The 19,563-nt window shown below is 67.3% G+C and carries 13 protein-coding genes; 10 read left to right on the forward strand and 3 right to left on the reverse strand.

Annotation, left to right across the window (positions count from 1 at the left end):
- Positions 1 to 105: 105 nt before the first annotated feature.
- The 10 genes from VF168_05465 (at position 106) to VF168_05510 (ending at position 12,696) form a co-directional block, all read left to right on the forward strand.
- Positions 106 to 1,620 (forward strand): helix-turn-helix domain-containing protein, encoded by a 1,515-nt coding sequence (locus VF168_05465; GenBank protein HEX7003612.1) that lies wholly within the window; start codon positions 106 to 108, stop codon positions 1,618 to 1,620.
- A 150-nt stretch (positions 1,621 to 1,770) separates the two neighbouring features.
- On the forward strand, positions 1,771 to 2,682 hold the full coding sequence (hpaI, locus tag VF168_05470; protein HEX7003613.1) for a 2,4-dihydroxyhept-2-ene-1,7-dioic acid aldolase: 912 nt from the start codon (positions 1,771 to 1,773) through the stop codon (positions 2,680 to 2,682).
- A gap of 64 nt (positions 2,683 to 2,746) precedes the next feature.
- Positions 2,747 to 3,547 (forward strand): fumarylacetoacetate hydrolase family protein, encoded by an 801-nt coding sequence (locus VF168_05475; GenBank protein ID HEX7003614.1) that lies wholly within the window; start codon positions 2,747 to 2,749, stop codon positions 3,545 to 3,547.
- Between the two features lie 19 nt (positions 3,548 to 3,566).
- Positions 3,567 to 5,087 (forward strand): 5-carboxymethyl-2-hydroxymuconate semialdehyde dehydrogenase, encoded by a 1,521-nt coding sequence (gene hpaE, locus VF168_05480; GenBank protein ID HEX7003615.1) that lies wholly within the window; start codon positions 3,567 to 3,569, stop codon positions 5,085 to 5,087.
- A gap of 11 nt (positions 5,088 to 5,098) precedes the next feature.
- Complete coding sequence (gene hpaB, locus VF168_05485; GenBank protein HEX7003616.1) at positions 5,099 to 6,580, forward strand: 4-hydroxyphenylacetate 3-monooxygenase, oxygenase component; 1,482 nt, start codon at positions 5,099 to 5,101, stop codon at positions 6,578 to 6,580.
- Between the two features lie 169 nt (positions 6,581 to 6,749).
- The gene (gene hpaD, locus VF168_05490; protein HEX7003617.1) at positions 6,750 to 7,730 is read left to right on the forward strand and encodes a 3,4-dihydroxyphenylacetate 2,3-dioxygenase; all 981 of its coding nucleotides are present in this window, start codon (positions 6,750 to 6,752) and stop codon (positions 7,728 to 7,730) included.
- 63 nt (positions 7,731 to 7,793) lie between these two features.
- The gene (locus VF168_05495; protein ID HEX7003618.1) at positions 7,794 to 8,984 is read left to right on the forward strand and encodes an ABC transporter substrate-binding protein; all 1,191 of its coding nucleotides are present in this window, start codon (positions 7,794 to 7,796) and stop codon (positions 8,982 to 8,984) included.
- Positions 8,985 to 9,047: 63 nt separating this feature from the next.
- Complete coding sequence (locus VF168_05500; protein ID HEX7003619.1) at positions 9,048 to 10,094, forward strand: branched-chain amino acid ABC transporter permease; 1,047 nt, start codon at positions 9,048 to 9,050, stop codon at positions 10,092 to 10,094.
- The gene (locus VF168_05505) at positions 10,091 to 11,920 is read left to right on the forward strand and encodes a branched-chain amino acid ABC transporter ATP-binding protein/permease (protein ID HEX7003620.1); all 1,830 of its coding nucleotides are present in this window, start codon (positions 10,091 to 10,093) and stop codon (positions 11,918 to 11,920) included. The genes VF168_05500 and VF168_05505 overlap by 4 nt, the downstream gene beginning before the upstream one ends.
- Complete coding sequence (locus VF168_05510) at positions 11,917 to 12,696, forward strand: ABC transporter ATP-binding protein (GenBank protein ID HEX7003621.1); 780 nt, start codon at positions 11,917 to 11,919, stop codon at positions 12,694 to 12,696. Before VF168_05505 ends, VF168_05510 begins: the two co-directional genes overlap by 4 nt.
- An 82-nt stretch (positions 12,697 to 12,778) precedes the next feature.
- Here the strand turns inward: VF168_05510 and VF168_05515 are convergent, their stop codons facing one another.
- From VF168_05515 to VF168_05525, 3 genes are all read right to left on the reverse strand, one after another.
- A complete protein-coding gene (locus VF168_05515; GenBank protein ID HEX7003622.1) occupies positions 12,779 to 14,059 on the reverse strand; it encodes an MFS transporter in 1,281 nt (426 codons plus the stop codon).
- Between the two features lie 389 nt (positions 14,060 to 14,448).
- Complete coding sequence (locus tag VF168_05520) at positions 14,449 to 19,008, reverse strand: hypothetical protein (protein HEX7003623.1); 4,560 nt, start codon at positions 19,006 to 19,008, stop codon at positions 14,449 to 14,451.
- Positions 18,999 to 19,517 carry an SdrD B-like domain-containing protein gene (locus VF168_05525; GenBank protein ID HEX7003624.1) on the reverse strand — a complete coding sequence of 173 codons (519 nt, stop codon included), beginning with the start codon at positions 19,515 to 19,517 and terminating at the stop codon, positions 18,999 to 19,001. Before VF168_05525 ends, VF168_05520 begins: the two co-directional genes overlap by 10 nt.
- Between the last annotated feature and the right edge of the window lie 46 nt (positions 19,518 to 19,563).

Consider the following 19,563-nt stretch of genomic DNA (forward strand, 5'->3'; position numbering starts at 1 on the left):
ACACGTTAGGGCGAACGCTTGTACGAATCAATGGTGGACGGCAACACGCTTGCCGCTTACACTTGTCCTGCATCACAACGTCAGCCCGCTCCACAGGGAGACCGAATGCCTACGATAGCGTCACTCTTGGCGAAAGGTGAACTCGAACTGGAGCTTCATTGTGGAGATCCACAAGCAGACTTCCGAGCTGTCCGCCATGTGGACCGGCTGGAAGAACAAGCCTGGCTGGCACCTGGAGAGCTGAGACTCGTCGAGGACCCCTCCATCGAACCGCGAACGGCGCTTCGTGACGCTCCCGCCGCCATACTCTTCGGCCTCACACCCACCCAGCGCGAGCTGCCCGCACAACTGCTCCGACTCGCCTGCGAGCAAAGAGTCGCCTTCCTGTCGGCCCCCGCAGGCGTGAACCTGGACAGGGTCGAGCGCACGGCCCTGCGGTTGCTGGTGGGCGAGGAGGGCGACTCCCTGTCGGCCGCCGGCGCCCTGATGCGTTATCTGGCGCAGGGGTTGGAGAGCGTCAAACCGGAGCGCGAGATCATCGAGCGCCTCCACCACCTGACCGGAGCCTCGTTCCTGTTGCGGACTCCCTGGAGTGGCGAGGTGGCTCGCGCGGGACGCCGGGGCTGGCCACGACTCGACCTCGATGAGGGCGGGCTCGTCGAGGGCCGGCACGAGGTCGGTGGCCAGCCGCTGCTCGTCCTACGAGTGGCGAGGGCGGGCACGCCTTACGCCCTGCTGCTGGCGCGGGACCTGGGCCGCCAGCAGCTTCCCCTGCTCGAGACGGCGAGGATGCTGCTGGAGGTAGTCGCGGCCGAACGACGGGCCGAGCTGCGCGGCGAGCAGGCGCGCCGCTCCACGCTCCTGGCCGCCTGGCTCTCGGGCAAGGCCGAATCCGAGTTCCTGGGACCCAGGATGAGCGAGCTGGGGATAGAGCTCGACCGGCAAGCGGTCGTGGCCGTGGCCGAGCAGGGGGGCACGGGCCCCCGGCGGAGCGGCGCCGGGCAACGAGCCGCCCTTCATGCCATGCGCCAGGCCGGAGACGAGATGTTCGCCGCACTCGCAGTGGCGGCACTCTCGGACATCCGCGGCGACACCGTCATCTGGGCCTTCCCAGCCAGCCAGACCGCGCCCTACCTCGAGCGGCTCGAGCGGGCCCTCTCGGCAGGAGTACAGCAGCCGGTCCGCCTGGGCATGAGCATCCCCGGGCAACTCGGCAGCGACGCCGGCAGCGCCTACTTCCAGGCCCTGCTCGCCTTGCAATCGGTAACCGGCGACAGCGGCTCCGCCATCTTCTCCGAGCTGGATCCGGTGTACTGGGTGCTTCAGCAGCAACCGCTGGTCAACCTGCGAGCGCTGCGCGACCGGATGTTGGGGGAGCTGCGGGCCGGCGACAAGGACGGCAAGCTGTGGCGGACCCTGGCCGCCTATCTGCGCTCACCCGACGACATCGGTTCCTTGGCGGAGGAGCTGCACGTGCACCCGAACACCCTCCGCTACCGCCTTCGGCGGATCGAGGAGCTGACCGGCAAGTCGCTCGGGAAGCCAGCCAACGTCGCCGAGCTCTACCTGGCCGAGCGTATCGACCGGATGCTGGAGCGCGGAGTCGGGACCGCTGAATAGCTCGGCGTAGTCGATCGTTACAACTCGCGTGGCAGAAGTAGTGCGCGCCCACAATTGAGCCGTGCCATCGAGAGCCCTATACTCCGGCACAACCGCTCTGTATCCGGCAGCGCAGCCTTCTGCCGTGCATTCGAACGAATCGGGGGTCAGATGAAGCCGCTAAAGGGTTCCATCGTTCCGTTGCCCACGCCCTTCACCGGGCCGGACAACCGTATCGACGAAGAGTCTCTGCAGCGCATCGTAGCGTTCCAGCTGGAGAACGGGTCGCACGGAGTCAGCACCACCGGCACCACCGGGGAGCCGTCGTCCCTCAGCCTGGCCGAACGCAAGCGAGTCACCGAGCTGGTGGTCGAACTGGTCTCGGGACGTGTCCCGGTCGTGGCCGGAACAGGCACCGCCAACATCGACGAGACCCTGGAACTGACCCGGCATGCGGTGGAGGCGGGCGCCGATGCGGTGCTCGTCATAAGCCCCTACTACGTGAGGCCGAACCAGAATAGCCTCTTCGAGTACTTCAGCCGCGTCGCCCGCGAGGTGCCAGACACCCCACTGATCCTCTACAACATCCCCGGTCGCACCGCGGTGAACATCGAGCCGGCGACCATAGGCAGGCTAAGGCAGTCCCACCCCAACATCGTGGGCGTGAAGCATGCGACCAAGAACCTGGACGACGTCTCCTACACCTTCGTCCACGCAGGTCGCGACTTCGGCGTCTACTGCGGCGCCGAGACGATGACCTATCCCATGCTCACCCTGGGCGGTTCCGGGCACATCAGCGCTACGGGCGTCGTGGCGCCGCGAGAGGTAGCCGACATCTACGACCTGGCTGCGGCCGGCAAGTGGGACGAGGCCCGCGACCTGCACTTCAGGATGCTCGAGCTCAACGACATGCTCTTCATCGAGATCAACCCGGTGCCGCTCAAGACCGCACTCTCGATGATGGGCCTGTGCGAGGCGCGCTGGCGACTGCCGCTGGGCCCGATGATGCCGGAGAACGAGGCCAGGCTGCGCGCGACGCTCGCGAAGTACGGCATCGTCGAACGCCAGGAGGTAGAGGCGTGACGGGCGGTCGGCCCAGGCCCAGCTTCCACCTGGCCCAACCGGCAGCCACAGCCGGAGGCCGCAGGTGAAGCACGCGCGCGTCATCGCCGACGGCCGGTTCGAGGAGGTGGTCGTCGAGGAGGAGATGGTGGTCACGGCCGCCGGGCGCCGCTACCGGGAGGAGGAGGTCAACTGGCTGCCGCCTATCGAACCGGGCACGATGCTGGCTCTGGCGCTCAACTACGGCGACCACGCCAGCGAGCTCGAGCTGGAACGACCCGAGCAACCTGCGCTCTTCCCGAAGCTGAGGAACGCGCTGGTGGGCCACCGAGGCAAGATCGTGCGACCCAGTGGCGTGCAGTTCATGCACTACGAGAACGAGCTGGCGGTGATAATCGGACGGCCGGCGAGGCGCGTGAAGGCCGCCGAGGCGTACGAGTACGTCAAGGGGTACACGATCTTCAACGACCTGGTGGTGCGCGACTTCGTGATCAACCACTTCCGGCCGCCCATCAAACCGAAGAACTTCGACACCTTCGGACCGATGGGCCCCTGGTGGGTGGACGCGGCCGACATCGGCGATCCTCAGGAGCTCGAGCTCCGCACGCTCGTGAACGGCGAGGAGCGTCAGCGGGGCAACACCCGCGACATGCTCTACAAGATCCCCGAGATCATCGAGTACGTTACCGAGTTCATGACGCTGATGCCCGACGACGTGCTGCTCACCGGCACGCCCAAGGGGATAAGCCACCTGCGGCCCGGCGACACGGTGCGCTGCGAGATCGAAGGTATCGGCGCGCTGGAGAACAGCGTGGTTGCCGAGCCAGAAGACGAGCCGGAAGACGAGGTCGGAGTGGATCGAGCCGCCGAGGGAGCGCGGGCATGAGGGTATCGGAGGGGTTGGGATGACGGTCGCCGGGACCACCAGCGAGGCGGCCGAGAACCGCCAGCTCGCACTCCGCTTCGCTGGGCGCTTCGCCGAGATCCGCCACCTCATCTCCGGGGAGTGGACGGCGTCGGCCTCCGGCGAGACGTTCGAGACGCGCAGCCCGATCGACGACCGCCTCATCGCGAGCGTCTATGCGGGCGGACCCGAAGAGGTCGACCGCGCCGCCCGGGCCGCGCACGAGGCGTTCCCTGCCTGGCGCGACCTGCCCGCCAGGGAGCGCAAGCGGCTCCTCCACCGGGTAGCCGACCTCATCGAAGAGAACGCCCGGGAGATCGCCCTGCTGGAGGTGCTCGACACCGGCCAGACGATCCGTTTCATGAGCAAGGCGGCCGAGCGAGGCGCGCAGAACTTCCGCTTCTTCGCCGATCGCTGCGAGTCGGCCCGCGATGGTCTCAGCCTGCCTGCTCAGCAGCACCTCAACTACACGATGCGCCAGCCCATCGGCCCGGTGGGGGTCATCACCCCGTGGAATACGCCATTCATGCTCTCCACCTGGAAGATCGCACCGGCGCTGGCGGCCGGCTGCACCGTGGTGCACAAGCCTGCCGAGTGGAGCCCGCTCACGGCCGCGCGACTCGCCGAGATCATCAGCGAGGCGGGGATTCCTGACGGCGTCCTCAACCTGGTGAACGGCTTCGGGGAGAGAGCCGGCAAGGCGCTCACCGAGCATCCGCTGGTGCGCGCTATCGCCTTCGTGGGCGAGTCGGCGACGGGCAGCGCGATCATGGCGCAGGGCGCGGCCACCCTCAAGCGCGTGCACTTCGAGCTGGGCGGCAAGAACCCGGTCATCGTCTTCTCCGACGCCGACCTGGAGCGGGCCCTCGACGCCGCCGTCTTCATGATCTACAGCCTCAACGGCGAACGGTGCACCTCCTCTAGTCGCCTGCTCGTAGAGCGGAGCATCTTCGACGAGTTCACGGACCGCGTCGCCAGCCGGGCCGCGAACATCAGGGTCGGCGATCCGTTCGACCCCGCCACTCAGGTGGGTCCCCTCATCCACCCGCTCCACCTCGAGAAAGTCCGCAGCTACCTCCAACTTGCACGCGAGGAGGGCGCGAGCATCAAGGGGGGCGAGCTGACCGGGGAACTCTCCGGCTGTTACTTCCCACCCACGCTCTTCAGCGACGCAAGCCCGGATATGCGCATCGCCCAGGAGGAGATCTTCGGACCGGTGCTCACCGCCATCCCCTTCGACGGCGAGGAGGAGGCCCTGGAGATCGCCAACGGCGTGCGCTACGGCCTGGCCGCCTACCTGTGGACGGGCGACGTGGGCCGCGCCCACCGTCTGGCGCACAGACTCGACGCGGGGATGGTGTGGGTCAACTCGCAGAACGTCCGCCACCTGCCCACCCCGTTCGGCGGCATGAAGTCCTCCGGCATCGGCCGCGACGGCGGCGACTACTCGTTCGATTTCTACATGGAGACGAAGAACATCGCCATCGCCCTCGGGGAGCACCACATCCCCAGGCTGGGCTGAGGGGAGGAAGAGTGCCGGCACGAACCGGAAGGCAGTACCTGGAGGGGTTGAAGCGAAACCCGCCCCACATCTATGTCGACGGCGAGAAGGTCGAGGACGCCACCACCCACCCGGCCACCCGCAACGCCGCCCGCTCGATCGCCCACCTCTACGACCTCCAGCACCTGCCGGAACTGGTCGAGGTCATGACCTACACCAGTCCCACCACCGGAGACAGGGTAGGGCTTAGCTTCCTCGAGACGCTCACCCGGGACGACCTGGTGAGACGCTCGCGGATGCACAAGGTTTGGGCCGACTCCTCGCTCGGATTCATCGGGCGCGCCCCCGACTACATCAACGTCAACCTGATGGCGGCGGCCCGAGCGGCCGACTACTTCGCCCAGAACGATCCGCGCTTCGGAGAGAACATCCGCGACTACTACGAGCATGTGAGGGAGAACGACCTCTGCCTCACCCACGCGCTCACCAACCCTCAGGTGAACAGATCGGCCCGAGCCGACGAACTGGCCGACCCGTTCATCGCCCTGGGCATGGTGCGCGAGACCGACGAGGGGATCGTAGTGCGGGGAGCCCGGATGATGGCAACTCTTCCGATCGCCGACGAGATCCTGATCTTCCCCTCGACCGTGCTCAAGGAGCAGGAGGAGCTGAAGCGCTACGCCCTCGCCTTCGCCGTCCCCACCAGCACCCCGGGCCTGTCGTTCCAGTGCCGCGAACCTCTGGACATCGGCCGCTCGCACCAGGACCATCCGCTGGGCTCTCGCTTCGACGAGATGGACGCGCTGGTGATCTTCGACGACGTGCTCGTCCCCTGGGACCGCGTGTTCCTGATGAACGACGTGCGGCTGGCCAACCGCGCCTACGCCGAGACCGGCGCCGTCTACCACATGGCCCACCAGGTGGTGAACGTCAAGATCGCCAAGACCGAGGCTTTCCTGGGAGTAGCCCAGGCGATCGTCGACATGATCGGCAGCGAGCAGTTCCAGCACGTCCAGCAGAAGGTCGCCGAGCTGATCATCGACCTGGAGGTGATGAAGGCGTTGCGGTTGGCGGCCGAGCAGCAGGCGACGGCAGACCGCTACGGCACGATGACCCCCGCCAAGGAGCCGCTCAACGCCGCCCGCAACCTCTTCCCCCAGCTCTACCCGCGGATGGTGGAGATCATCCAGCTGCTGTCGGCCAGCGGGCTGATGATGATCCCCACCCAGAACGACCGCGAGGGGCCGATGGGCGAGAACATCGCCAAATACCTGCAGGCACGCAACGCCGACGCCGACGAGCGGCTCAGGCTGTTCCGGCTCGCCTGGGACATGACCCTCTCGGCGTTCGGTTCGAGGCAGAACCTGTACGAGAAGTTCTTCTTCGGCGACCCGGTGAGGACCCAGTGCGCGCTCTACGAGAGCTACGACAAGGAACCGTACGTGGAACGCGTCAGGCGCTTCCTCGAGTCGAGTGACGAACCGGCCGTGACGCCGGCGGTGCCGGCGGACTGAGATGCTGCCGGCAGCCGTCAGACAGCTGGAGCCCGGTAACGGTGGAGCGAGATGCCGCTAGTCGCCCACAGGCCCATGCCGTTCGCGATCACCTGGGGCGGAGGAGCGAGATGCCGCTAGGAGCCGCGCCGACGCTCCCGTTCGCGATAGCCGCAGGCGGAGGAGCGAGATGCCGCTAGTACCGGCTCGGCAACCTCCCTTCGACATCGTCCGCAGCAGCTTCCTGGAGCTGGGCGTGAGCGACCTCGACCGCAGCCGCGACTTCTACGTGGAGAGGCTCGGCTTCGTCGAGAGTGACGGCGAAGGGGACGCACTCTACCTGCGGGGTCTCGAGGAGACCAGCCACCACTCGCTGGTGTTGCGGCGAACACGAGAGCCGCTGGCGCTGCGACTGGGCTTCAGGGTGGCGTCGGAAGCCGACCTGGAGAAGGCCCAGGGGTACTTCAGCGAACTGGGTTGCGACGTCGAACGGCTCGAGCGGCCGCACCGGGGCCCGTCGCTATCGGTTCGCGACCCGCTCGGCGTGCCGCTCGAGTTCCACGCGGGCATCGAGCGGGTAGCCCGCAAGCTGCAGCGTTACGGCGAACATCGTGGCGCCAAGCCGGCCCGCATCGACCACTTCAACCTGTTCGTCGCCGACGTCCAGGAGGCGTACGAGCAGTACGCCCGGCTGGGCTTCCGCACGACCGAGTACACCGAGACGGAGGACGCCGACCCGGCCCTCTGGGCGGTCTGGATGCACCGCAAGGGGAACGTCCACGACCTGGCCCTCACCAGCGGCCGCGGACCCCGGCTCCATCACGTGGGGATCTGGGTCCCCTCGGTCCTCGACGTGATAAACACCTGCGACGTCCTGGCCACGACCGGCCACCTCGACGCGCTCGAGCGCGGGCCGGGGCGGCACGGCATCTCCAACGCCTTCTTCCTCTACCTTCGCGATCCCGACGGGCACCGTGTCGAGCTGTACACCTGCGACTACCTCACCGTCGATCCCGACTTCGAGCCGATCGGCTGGAAGCTTTCCGATCCACAGCGGCAGACGCTCTGGGGAGCGCCGGCTCCTCGTTCCTGGTTCGAAGAGGGCAGCCACTTCGAGGGAACGGAGGTGAAGGAACCGAGGCTTCCCGCCAAGCCGATAGTAGCCGTCTGATCGACCTTCGCGCCGTCCCTGCCGGCATCAGCCGGGCGGCACTCAGCAGAAGAGGAGGCAGAAATGAAGCTGGCAACGTCTACTCCGCCCCGCCTGTTCACGTTCGTCGTGCTCGGGATCCTCCTGGTCTTATCCCTCGCCCAGGCCCAGACCATCCGGATCGGAGCGGTCGCCTCGGCTACCGGTGGGGCCTCGGCCCTCGGGGAACCGGAGGCGAACACCTTCCGCATGCTCCAGGAGCAGCTCAACGAGTCCGGCGGAATCGCCGGCCACCCGGTCGAGATCGTCTTCCTCGACGACGCCACCGACACGCAACGGGCGGTTACGAACGTCAACCGGCTCATCAACGAGGACGAGGTGCACGTTGTCATCTGCTGCACCATCTCGGCGAACTCGCTGGCGATCATCGACACCCTACAGAGGGCCGAAGTACCGAACATCTCGATGGCCGCCGCGGCGGCGATCATCGAACCGGTCGAGGAGCGTCACTGGATCTTCAAGGTGCCGCAGACCGACAGGCTGATGATCGGCGGGATCGTCGAAGACATGCAGGAGCGGGGGGTCGAGACGGTGGCGTTCATGGGTCTCGACGACGCCTACGGCGAGGGCGGACTGGTCGAGTTGCGCGAAGCGGTCGACGGCACCGGCATCGAGGTGGTCACCGAGGAGCGCTACGGCCGCAACGACACCAACGTGACCGCGCAGACGTTGCGCGTTACCTCTCGGCGTCCAGATGCCGTCCTGGTGTGGGGCGTGGTCCGCGACACCGCGATGGTGGTCCAGGCGCTGCGCGACCGCAACTACCAGGGGCAGATCTACGTGTCGCACGGGGTAGGCAACCCCAGTTTCCTGGAGCTGGCCGGGGAGGCCGCCAACGGCGTGCGTTTCCCGATCGGACCGATGATCGTGGTGGACGAGCTCACGGGCGACAACCCGATCAAGGCCGAGGCGCAGAAGTACATCGAAGCGTACGAATCGCGCTACGGAGAGGGCACCGCCAGCACCTTCGGCGGCCACGCCTACGATGCGATCAAGGCCCTCCGGCTGGCGTTCGAGAACCTCGCCGAGGAGGACGTCGACTTCGCGGATGTCGAGGCGACCCGCGCCGCGCTTCGCGACGAACTCGAGGAGATGCCCGAGTTCGTGGGCGTGGGCGGCGTCTTCGACTGGACCCCCCAGGACCACCTCGGCCTCGATGAACGGGCGCTGGTGATGGTGGAAGTGGAGGACGGCGAGTTCACCCTGGCGGACTAGCCGAGTGGTCCGGCGGCGGGCGCGTCTCGCCGCCGGACCACTCGGGTATCTAGAGGCGCTATCTTGTTCGATCCGGTCATCTTCCTCACGCTCCTCTTCGACGGCCTCACCAACGGCGCCATCTACGCCTTCCTGGCGCTGGGCATCGTGGTGCTCTACTCGGTCACCAGCGTCATCAACGTCGCACAGGGCGAGTTCGTGATGCTGGCGGGCCTGAGCGTGGTGAGCTTCCGGGCAGCCCAGGTGCCGGGAACGCTCTTCATAGTCGTGGTCGGGCTCCTCGCCTGGGGCGCGCTCGAATCGGCCGCCGCGCTTCGCCGCCGTCACTGGCGACGGGGGTTGCTGGCGTTGCCGCTGGCCGTCGCGGCGGCCGGGATCGTCTATCTGCTGGTCTCCCTGGCTGCCCGGTCGTCGCTGGGCTATCTCCCGCAGCTGCTGCTGGCGGTCGCGCTCACCACGCTGCTCGGGCCGATCTGCTACCGGCTCATCGTCCAGCCGCTGCCGCGCGCCTCGGTGCTGGTGTTCCTGATAATCACCATCGGCCTGCACCTGGCGCTGCGCGGCCTGGGCCTCTACTTCTGGGGACCGCAGCCGTACCGCAGCCCGCCACTAGTCGAGGGCGGGGCCGCGGTGGGGCCCGTCTTCCTCACCTACCAGGCGATCTGGCTGCTGATCGTGAGCGCGCTGCTGATGACGTTGCTCTATCTCTTCTTCGACCGCACCATCTACGGCAAGGCGCTACGGGCCGCCGCCGTCAACCGGCTGGGGGCCCGGCTCTCGGGCATAAGCGCGGTGCAGGCGGGCAGTCTCTCCTTCACGCTGTCGGTCTTCCTCTCGGCCGTGGCCGGCGTGCTGATCACCCCGATCACGAACATGGTCTACGACTTCGGCTTCGTACTGGGGCTCAAGGGGTTCGTGGGGGCGATCATCGGCGGCCTCACCAATCCTCTGCTGGCCGTTGCCGGCGCCCTCTTCGTCGGTGTCGCCGAGCAGTTCTCGGCCTTCTACATCTCCAGCGCCTATCAGGACGCCCTGGTCTTCCTGCTGGTGATCCCGGTGCTGCTGGTAAGGAGCCTGCAGCACCAGGACTTCGAGGAGCACGTCGATTGACAGCTCAGTCCGAACGCCCCGCTCTCCCCCGTCGTCGCCATCTTCCCTGGCGAGCGCTCCTCACCGGAGTCTTCCTTCTGGCCGTGCTGGTCGCACCGTTACTGGTAGGCAGCTACGAGGTTCGGCTGCTCTCGCTCATCGGTCTCGATGCGATGGTGGTCGTGGGCCTTGTGCTGCTCACCGGTTACGCCGGCCTCGCCTCGCTGGGACAGGCGGCCTTCGTTGGCACCGGGGCCTACGCCGCTGCCATCCTCGCCAGCCGCTTCGACCTGAACCCGTGGCTGGGCATCCTCGCCGGCATCCTCGTCTCGGTCCTGATCGCCTGGCTCATCGGCCTGGTGACGCTGCGGCTGCGAGGCCACTTCCTGGCCCTGGCGACGCTCGCCTGGGGTCTTGTGATCACAAGCGTGCTGCGCAACTGGATCGAGGTGACGGGCGGCAACACCGGCTTCGGCAGCGCCACCGGCAACAGGTTCCCGCCCCTACCCTTCTTCCGAGGCCCGCTCCTCGATTACGACCTCTACTACTACCTGATCTGGGCGGCCGCCCTGGCGGTCATCTGGGGTTGCCTCAACCTGATGGGTTCGAGGGTCGGACGGGCGATCAAGAGCCTGCGTACCGGCGCGGTCGCTGCCGCCTCCTTCGGAGTGGACGTGCAACGGCTCAAGATGACCGTGTTCCTGCTCGCGGCCGCCTTCGCCGCCCTCTCCGGCGGACTCTTCGCATTCCGCGAGCTGTTCCTCGCCCCCGGCATCGCCGACCTCGAGGCCTCCATCGACTACCTGATCATGGCCGTGCTGGGAGGGATCGGTTCGATCTGGGGAGCGGTCTTCGGATCGGCGCTCTTCATCCTGCTCGAGGAGGCGCTGCAAGACTTCCTGCCGCGAGTCCTGGGCCGAACCGGCAACTTCGAGGCGATCGCATTCGGCTTGATCCTCATCGTCGTGCTCCACCGGGCGCGCCGCGGACTCTTGCCGCTGCTTGCCAGGCTGCTGCCTCCCGCGCCCCCGCCCAGGCTCGATCCCGATGCCCGTCCGCTCCCAAAGCGGACGCCGCTGTGCGCCCCTGGTCCTCTGCTGGAGATCCGGGAGATCTCCCGTACCTTCGGGGGGCTGCGCGCGGTGGACCGGCTCTCGTTCGAGGTGCTGCCGGGCGAGATCCTCGGCCTCATCGGACCGAACGGCGCCGGCAAGACGACCGCCTTCAACCTCGTCACCGGGGTGCTGGCGCCGGACGAGGGGAGCATCAGCTTCGCCGGCACCGATATCGCCGGGAAGCCGCCGCACCGGATCGCGCGGCTGGGCCTCTCGCGCACTTTCCAGCATCTCAACCTGATCGGCGACATGACTCTGCTGGAGAACGCTGCCCTTGGGGCCTACACCCGTACCGAGTCGGGACTGCTGCGGGGGATGCTGGCGCTCGACCGCGGGGAGGACGCGCGAACGAAAGCCGAGGCGTACCGTCAGCTCGAGCGGGTAGGGCTGGCCGAGCAGGCGTTCGACCGGGCGGACTCGCTGCCGCTAGGCAAGCAGAGACTGCTGGAGGTGGCCAGGGCGCTCATGGCCGACCCGGTGCTGCTGCTCCTCGACGAGCCCGCCGCCGGCCTGCGCCGGCACGAAAAGGTGGAGCTGTCGGCGCTGATCAGGAGGCTGCGTGACGAGGGCGCCACCATCCTGCTCGTGGAGCACGACATGGATGTGGTCATGGGGCTGGCCGACCGGATCGTGGTGATGAACGAGGGCCGTAAGCTCGCCGAGGGCACGCCCGAGAAGGTGCGGCGCGACGAGCGGGTGCTCGAGGCGTACCTGGGGGTGGAGGCGGCGTGAGGCTTGCAGCGAACGGGGCCGAGCGAGAGGCGGCCGGCGCGAGGGACGGGGCCGAGCTCCTCCGCGTCGAGGGGCTGAGCGTTCGTTACGGCGGTGTCCACGCCCTCGAGGGCGTCCACCTGGAGGTCCGTGAAGGGGAGCTGGTCACCGTCATCGGGGCGAACGGCGCCGGCAAGTCGAGTCTGGTCAACTCGCTCGTCGGGGTAGTGCCCAAGAGCGCCGGGCGCGTGTTCTACCGCGGCGAGGTGATCACCCGCCTGGGCCCGGAGGAGCTCGTGAGCCGCGGCGTGACGCTCGTTCCCGAGCGGCGCGAGCTGTTCGCCGCGCTCAACGTGCGCGACAACCTGATGCTTGGCGCCTTCCAGCGGGTGCGTCGCGGCGACAGGCAGGTGGCGGAGGACCTGGAGCGAGTCTTCGAGGTCTTCCCCCGGCTGCGTGAGCGGAGTTCGCAGCTCGCCGGCACCCTCTCGGGCGGCGAACAGCAGATGCTGGCTCTGGGCCGGGCGATGATGGGCCGGCCCGCGCTGCTCCTGCTCGACGAGCCGAGCCTGGGGCTGGCGCCCCTGATCGTGGCCGAGATCTTCCGGGTGATCGCCCGCCTGCGTGACGAGGGTCGCACCGTCCTGCTCATCGAGCAGAACGCCCGAGCGGCCTTGCGGCTGGCCGACTACGCCTACCTGCTCGAGACCGGCGAGGTGGTCGCCAAGGGGCCGGCGCGGCAGCTGGCTGACGACCCTCGGGTGGCCGAGGCGTACCTGGGGCTCGGGGCTCAGTAGCAGTTCGCGCACGACCCTCGGAGCGCCGAAGCATATCTGGAGTTGAGAGCCCAGTAGCAGTTGACCATACGGCCGTAGGCCGTCAGTCCCTCGGCCTCTCCGGCTTCCTGGGCGGCACAGCGAAGACGAAGAAGAGCGAGCTCGAGCCCACCAGCAGCGCGAGCAGCATGAAGGCCAAACGGTAGCCGCCGGTGGCGTCGGCTAGTATTCCCGCGAGCAAGGGGCCCAGCATCTGGCCGATCATCACGAACGAGAAGCTGATCCCCATGATCGTGGCGAACGAGGCCCGCCCGAAGTAGTCCGCGCGGAGAGCCTGCATGATCGGGCCCCGTACGCCCCAGCACAGGCCATGCAGGACCGCGAAGAACAGCACCATCGCCAGGTTCGACGCGAACGCCACCGACAGGAGAGCGACGGCGTGCCCGAGCATCGCGAGTGCGGCTACGACCCGCTTGGAGAACCGGTCCCCCAGGAATCCGCCCAGAAGTTGACCCAGCATCGTCACGCCGGTCATGAGCGCGATGATGGTGGCAGCTGTCTGTATCGAGTAACCGAGACCCTCGTTCAGGTGGATGACTATGTGCACGGTCACGGCCGCAACCAGCGTTACGGCCGTGGCGTGGCCGGCGGTGATCAGCCAGAAAGCGCGCGTGCGCAGGGCTTCCCGGGTGCGGAAGTCCCGGGAGATGATCGAGTCGCGGTCCCCGCGATCCGCTCCCTCGCGTGCGGCGGGCGCGCCGACTCCCTCCATCGGCACGCCGAGTTCTTCGGGACTGCCCCGCATGACGGCGCTGAGCGGCAGCCCGAGCGCCAGTACCAGCCCGGCCGAGAGCAGCGCGGTGAAGCGCCAGCCGAAGTCGGTGAGCAGCCAGGCGACGATCGGCACCAGCAGTCCACCCACGCTTATGCCGATCTGCATCAGCGCCAGTGCCGAGGAACGGCGACGTTCGAACCAGTTGACCACCGTCACGGTGAGCGACAGGAAACCGCTGAGGGCGACCCCGAGTGCCATCACCAGGAAAGCCAGGTAGAAGCCGGCCTGGGTTTCGAAACGACTGAGCATGACGAAACCGATGGCGAGCACCACCAGGCCGGCGCGGATGACCAGCCGTGGTCCGAAGCGTTGCAACAGGCGGCCCTGTACCGGGCTCAGCAAGGCCATGAAGCCCCGCTGCAAGGCGAAAGCGAGGGCGAAGACGGTCGCCGTCCAGCCGAACTCCTCTTTCCAGACCGCGACGTAGGTTCCGTACGCCTGCATCACCAGGCCGGCGCCCAGGATCTGCAAGCCGATCCCGCCGGCCACGATCCACCAGCCGAAGTAGGTCTGCCGGACTCCGTTCTGCAACTTGTCGAGTGCGCTCAAGGTGAACCGCCGGAAGGGATCTGGCCAGGGGCTTAGGTTCCCGCCGAGGAGCGGGAACAGAGGGGCAGTGTAACCAGCCGGAAGCGAACGGCCTGCATCACAGGTCAGGCGATCTGCCGGAACTCGACGGTCGGCGGCCGGATGACGGGGCTCAGGTGTGCAACCGGTACTCGCAGCCTGGACCGCAACCCGGAGGGCGCGGCCACGAACACCGTGGGCGGCGGCGCTCCGGGCCTACCGCAGGGGTGGGAGGCGAGTACGCTCTGCGGAGGCGCTCCGGGCCTACCGCAGCGGTGGAGGCGAGTACGCTCCGCGGCGCGCTCCGGGCCCATCACAGCGGTGGGAGGCGGCCGAAGCCGCCTCCCAGGGAGATCCGAGTCGAGAGAAGCTCAGTTAAGGACGATGGACCAGTTGATGGTGAGACCGCACATGTCGCCACCGTTGAGCGACTTCGAGTACGATCCCCCGATCGACGAACCGTAGTTGAACGTCTGACTGAAGGAGCCGAGGTTCTCGTTGCCGCTTCCACCGTCCCAATCCTCGATGACGCTGCTGGAGGCGGTGAACGATTGACCATCGAGGAGGGTGAAGGAGCGGGGTCTCAGGCCCGTCAGGTTGACAGTAGCTCCCTCGTCGACGTTGTCGATGATGCCGTCGCCGCCATCGTCGGGCCGTTCGAGGTTCCAAACCGTGCTGACGGTACCGTCCGGGTAGTGCAGCCTCAACACGCCCTGCCAGTCGGTGGTGCCGCCGCTGCCGTCGTCGCAGTCGCCATCCACCGTGATGGACGTGTACTGGAAGGTCACTCCGACGTTGCCCCGCAGCGGGAAGGAGTCGGCACCGTCGAGGCTGCCGTCCCCATCGGTGTTGGCGTTGTCGGGATCGGTTCCCGCTAGCATCTCTTCGGCGTCGTCGAGCCCATCGCTGTCGAGGTCAGCGTTGGCGGGATCGGGCGAGACGCTGTACCCGCTCTGGCCGTACGGCGTAACCGTCCAGCTCGTCTCCAGCTCTACATCGTCGTCCAGGCCATCGTCGTCGGTATCATCCCTGGCCGGGTGAGTTCCGTACGGCAAGCCTGGGGCGGTGGGGGCCGAGTAGCTGCAGGCGGTAGCGCCGTAGGTCACGCTGCCGCAGCGGGTGAGGAACGAATCGAGGTTGAAGTCGACGCCGGGCAGGTTGTCCACGGTGTTGATGTCGACCTCCTGATAGTCACTGAGGCCGTCACCGTCTCCTTGTGCTGAGCGTGGATCCGAGCCGATCAACTGCTCGAGCAGGTCGGGCAGGCCATCCCCGTCGGTATCGGGTTCGTACTTTGAGGAGCCGAACTCGTCCTCGAGCGAATCGCTCAGACCGTCCCGGTCGGTATCGACGAAGTCCGCGGCGTCGGCGAACTGTGGGTTGGCCCCGACGGCGGGCTCGTAGCCGTCGAGGATGCCGTCCCCGTCGGTGTCGGGATCGAGCGGATCGGTGACGAACAGCTCGACTTCGCCGGCCGCGCAGCTCTCGCCCGCGATCATCGCCGGGCAGAACTTGAGGGTGACGTCGCTGAAGGTGAAGTCGCCCCGGAAGCGCATCGAGAAGCCGTAGATCTCGTCGAAGTCACTGAAGGCATCGGCGTCCGAGTCGCGCTTCATCGGGTCGGTGCCGAGCTCCCTTTCGATGTGGTCGACGAGGCCGTCGCCGTCCGAGTCGGTGAGGCGGGGCGAGGGGTAGGCACGGTAGGCGGTCTCGCCGCGGACCGCGACCAGCCAGCCTTCACGCACCTCAGCGAAGTCGCTCAGGGTGTCGCAGGTGTAACGGGGCCGTTCGAGGGGGAGCGTGGCGCCGGCGTTCTCGGCCAACTGGAAGTAGTCGAACGCGTAGCCGTCCTGGCTGCACTCGAAGCTGTCGTCGTCGATCGCGTTGTCGCTGTTGAGGGCGTCGTCGCGGGAACCGTGGAGGTACTCCTCGCGGGCGAAGAGCTTGTCTTCGTCCTGGTCCTGCAGGAAGGCGAGCTGGTAGCTGGTGCCGGCGCGGAGCACGAGGTCATCGAAGTCGCTGCCGTTCACGATCGCACCTATACCGCTGCTTCCCGGTCCGTCATCGACGAACAGCACCCAGGCCTGGTGTGATTCGGGAGCGTTCTCCACGTCACCGATGCGCACCAGCACCTCGTTGTCCCCGTCGTCGTAGGCGACGTCCTGCACCTCGTAGTCGACCTCCAGGAGAGCGAGGGCATCCTCCATGGTGCGGCCAACCACCCGGCCCCGTTCGTCGAAGGTGATCCGGTCGCGGTCGGTGACGGCGCCATCGCCGTCGTTGTCGCAACTGTCCCCTTCCGGCAAGCCGCACCAGAGGTCTATCTCGCCGTTGCCGTTGGTGTCGGCGAAGGGGGCGAGTCTGGTCACGTTCGCCGCGATCCGGTAGCGACCGACGGAGCCGTCGCCGTAGTCGATCGTGATGCCGGCGGTCCGGTCGTAAGTGTCGAGGGAGCTGAAGGCGAAGTTCCGGCCCTCCTCGTCCTCGATGTCGTAGTTGGCGACCTTGAACACCAGGCCGCGGGGCGAGCGCATCAGTTCTTCGAGCGTCTTCGGGAACACCGAGCGGTTGGCGAAGACCAGCGGGCCGATGTCGGGCACGAACGGTCCCAGGTTGTACTGGGGCGCTTCGCCGGTGTCTAGCTGGACCTCGGGCACCAGGCTGGCGACCGGCACGAGCCGGGTCGGTTCTATCGGATCTTGCCACATGGCGGTGATCTCGAGGTTGGTGACCGAGAAGGGCACGTCCGAGACGCTGCCGAGGTTGAGGGCCAGCTGCATGGCGGCGCCTTCGACTTCGCGGACCACCGAGCTGCTGGTCTCGAAGGTGGAGCCTCGCGCTACCGACTCGTTGTAGGTCTCATTGGAGCTGACCGCCGACTCCTCAGAGACGGTGCTGGTGTACTCGTCCGAGGAGGACTGTTCGGAGTTCGTGGTCGCCTCTGCCCCAACCGAGCCGCCAGGGAACTCGTAGGTTCCGCTCACGGTGAGCGACTGGCCGAAAGTGAGGGAGCTGCCCAGGGTGGAGGTATCGCTGGTGCCATACGTCCGCTGCGTTCCCTGCTCGAGGGTGGTGCTGCTCGAGGTCTCGACCGTCTGACTGTTCCCTTCGGTGTCGGTGTAGCTATACCGCTCGTCGAGGGTGAGGTGGACGTCTCCCACTTCGATACTCACCCTTGGGAGGTCGGCGAGCACCGGACTGCGGCTGGGCAGCACGACCTCTTCACCGTCACTGAACTGGTCGCCATCGGTGTCAGCGGTTACTGGCGAGGTGCGGAAGAAATCTACCTCGAGTCCGTCGATGAGCCCATCGTCGTCGCTGTCCTGGATCGTGGGGTCGCTGTAGATGAAGTTCAGCTCCTCGAAGTCGCTGAGGCCGTCGTCCTCGCTGTCCCCGTCACGAGGATCGATCCGGTACGCCTTCTCCGTGGCGTCGCCGATGCCGTCGAGATCGCTGTCGCCCTCGTAGGGGTCGCTGGTCACCGTGCGGGTTTCGACGATCCCCCTGGGCAACAGGATGTTCACGCTCCAGCCGCGTTCCTCTTCGGCGTCGCTGAGGCCGTCCTCGTCGCTGTCTACCAGGTCTCCGCCGCTGGGCGCGATGCCCGTGAACTGGGCGCGGTTCGGGTAGGGGCGAAGGATGCTGGGCGCCTCGAGCGGCGTGCCCTCCTCGTCGCGTACGTTCACTACCTCGACCTGGTAGCGGATCGCCGACTGGCGCCCGGTGGTCAACTGCACGGTGGTGCCGGTGACGAGCTGGGCGAGGTCGACGCTCAGGGAGCCTCCGCTGTCGAGCGCCGTGATCCGGTAGTTCGCCGGGGTCTCGGCCCCGAACCGCGCTACCGGCTTGTTGAAGGTGACCAGCACCGTCGTGTTGCCGGTGGCGCCGGCAGCTACCACGCGGGGAGGATCCTCGGTAACCCGACCCACTCCGGTGAACTCGAAGCGGCCGCCGGCCTCGGTCATAGCGTTGCCGTCCCTATCGCCGACGCCGCTGACCTGGAGGGTGTAAGGCTCACCGGCCAGCTGTTGGCGGGTCGTCAGCAGGACCGAAGTGTTGAACGGCCTGTTGAGGGTGACGTCGTGGAGAATGAGCACGTCCCCGTCGGCGCCGCGGATCCGGTAGTTGTCGATCTCGGCGGCGGCTTCGTCGACCGGCTCGCTGAAGTCGACGCGCACCGTCTGATCGGTGAGCGGCTTGGCACTGACGACGACCGGAGGCGTCTCGTCGAGGGCAGAGAGGCCAGTGAACCGGGCGACCGACCTCTGCGGGTCGACCAGGCGTCCGACCATGTCGAATACGCCTCCGGCTTCCGCCTGGTAGTCGCGCACCTCCTGCGGCTCGGTGGTGATGATCAGATAGTTGGGGGCGATCATCTCGACACTCACGACGTCCAGGGCGGGATCGAACCGCACCCGCGCAGGGTCGACCGATTCGGGGAGTTCGACCGGCCGGTAACCGTCCGGGTTCGTGAATATCAGCAGCACCTCTGTGCTGCTCAGCGGAGCGGCGCTCTCCAGCACCGGGGCGGTGACGGTCGTTCCTACGAACGACTGACCCTGCGGCTCGGCGCGAACCCTCACCAGTTGGCCATCGGAGTCGCGCAGATCGACCAGCTCGAGCTGGTACCTGGCGTCGGGAGCCTGGGGAGCGGTGGAGAGGTAGACGATACTGCCCCCCTCGGCGAGGTAGGCGCCCAGGACTTCGAGAGGGCCGGCTGAGGGGCTGGAGAGTGCGAAGTGGCCGGGATCGAGCGCGGCCGGGCCGAGCGCACCGTCGAAGGTGAGCTTCAGGGAGGTGGCGCTCGTTGCGATTACCTCGTCCAGCGTGACGTAGGGCAGGCGCAGGTTCGAGGTCTGCCGGGAGCTACAGGCGGCGATGAGGATGGCCAGCCCGAGTAGCGTGAGGAGACGGAAGGCCCTTACTGCCATACGTAGTGCTTCACGATCTGTTCACTGGCCGCCGACGGTCCGCTGCCGCGCTCGGTCGACAGGGTGGTGAACGTGGGCGGCAGGCGATGGCGCAGCTTGAACGACGTTCCGGGCGCCAACCCGTCGACTCGGTACTGCCCGACGCCGTCGGTCACCACGGTCACCGTCTCGCCATCTTCGAGTTCGACCATGATCTGGGCGTTCGAGAGGACCGAGTCGCCCAGACCGAAGACGCCGTCGCCGTCGCTGTCGTTCCAGAGCACGCCCTGGAGGGCATGACCGGCGACCACGCCGCTGGGGCCCTCACCCGTGAGTTCGGCTGACGGCCCTGGCGCCGGGTCGCTCCCGGGCGGGGGGCTGTTGACGGCCTGCTCACCCCCGCTGCAGGCGGCCAGGAGCAGAGCCAGCAGCGGAGCAACGAGCAGGCGGGGGCCAGGCGCTCGCCTTCTCGGAAGCGAGCTGACGACGCTTTCCCTTGCGTCGCCGTTGGCGATGGACCTGTATGGCATCGGACGAACCTCCCAGTGAATCGAGCCGGAACGGGGCTGCCGCGAA

The sequence above is a fragment of the Trueperaceae bacterium genome (genome assembly GCA_036381595.1).
In the GTDB taxonomy this organism is placed as follows: Bacteria; Deinococcota; Deinococci; order Deinococcales; family Trueperaceae; genus DASVCN01.

Bases quoted from the DNA above. Each gene is read 5' to 3' on its own strand.
- hpaI (HEX7003613.1), top strand. From the start codon at position 1,771: ATGAAGCCGCTAAAGGGTTCCATCGTTCCGTTGCCCACGCCCTTCACC.
- VF168_05525 (HEX7003624.1), bottom strand. From the start codon at position 19,517: ATGCCATACAGGTCCATCGCCAACGGCGACGCAAGGGAAAGCGTCGTC.
- VF168_05465 (HEX7003612.1), top strand. From the start codon at position 106: ATGCCTACGATAGCGTCACTCTTGGCGAAAGGTGAACTCGAACTGGAG.
- VF168_05495 (HEX7003618.1), top strand. From the start codon at position 7,794: ATGAAGCTGGCAACGTCTACTCCGCCCCGCCTGTTCACGTTCGTCGTG.
- hpaE (HEX7003615.1), top strand. From the start codon at position 3,567: ATGACGGTCGCCGGGACCACCAGCGAGGCGGCCGAGAACCGCCAGCTC.
- VF168_05520 (HEX7003623.1), bottom strand. From the start codon at position 19,008: ATGGCAGTAAGGGCCTTCCGTCTCCTCACGCTACTCGGGCTGGCCATC.
- hpaD (HEX7003617.1), top strand. From the start codon at position 6,750: ATGCCGCTAGTACCGGCTCGGCAACCTCCCTTCGACATCGTCCGCAGC.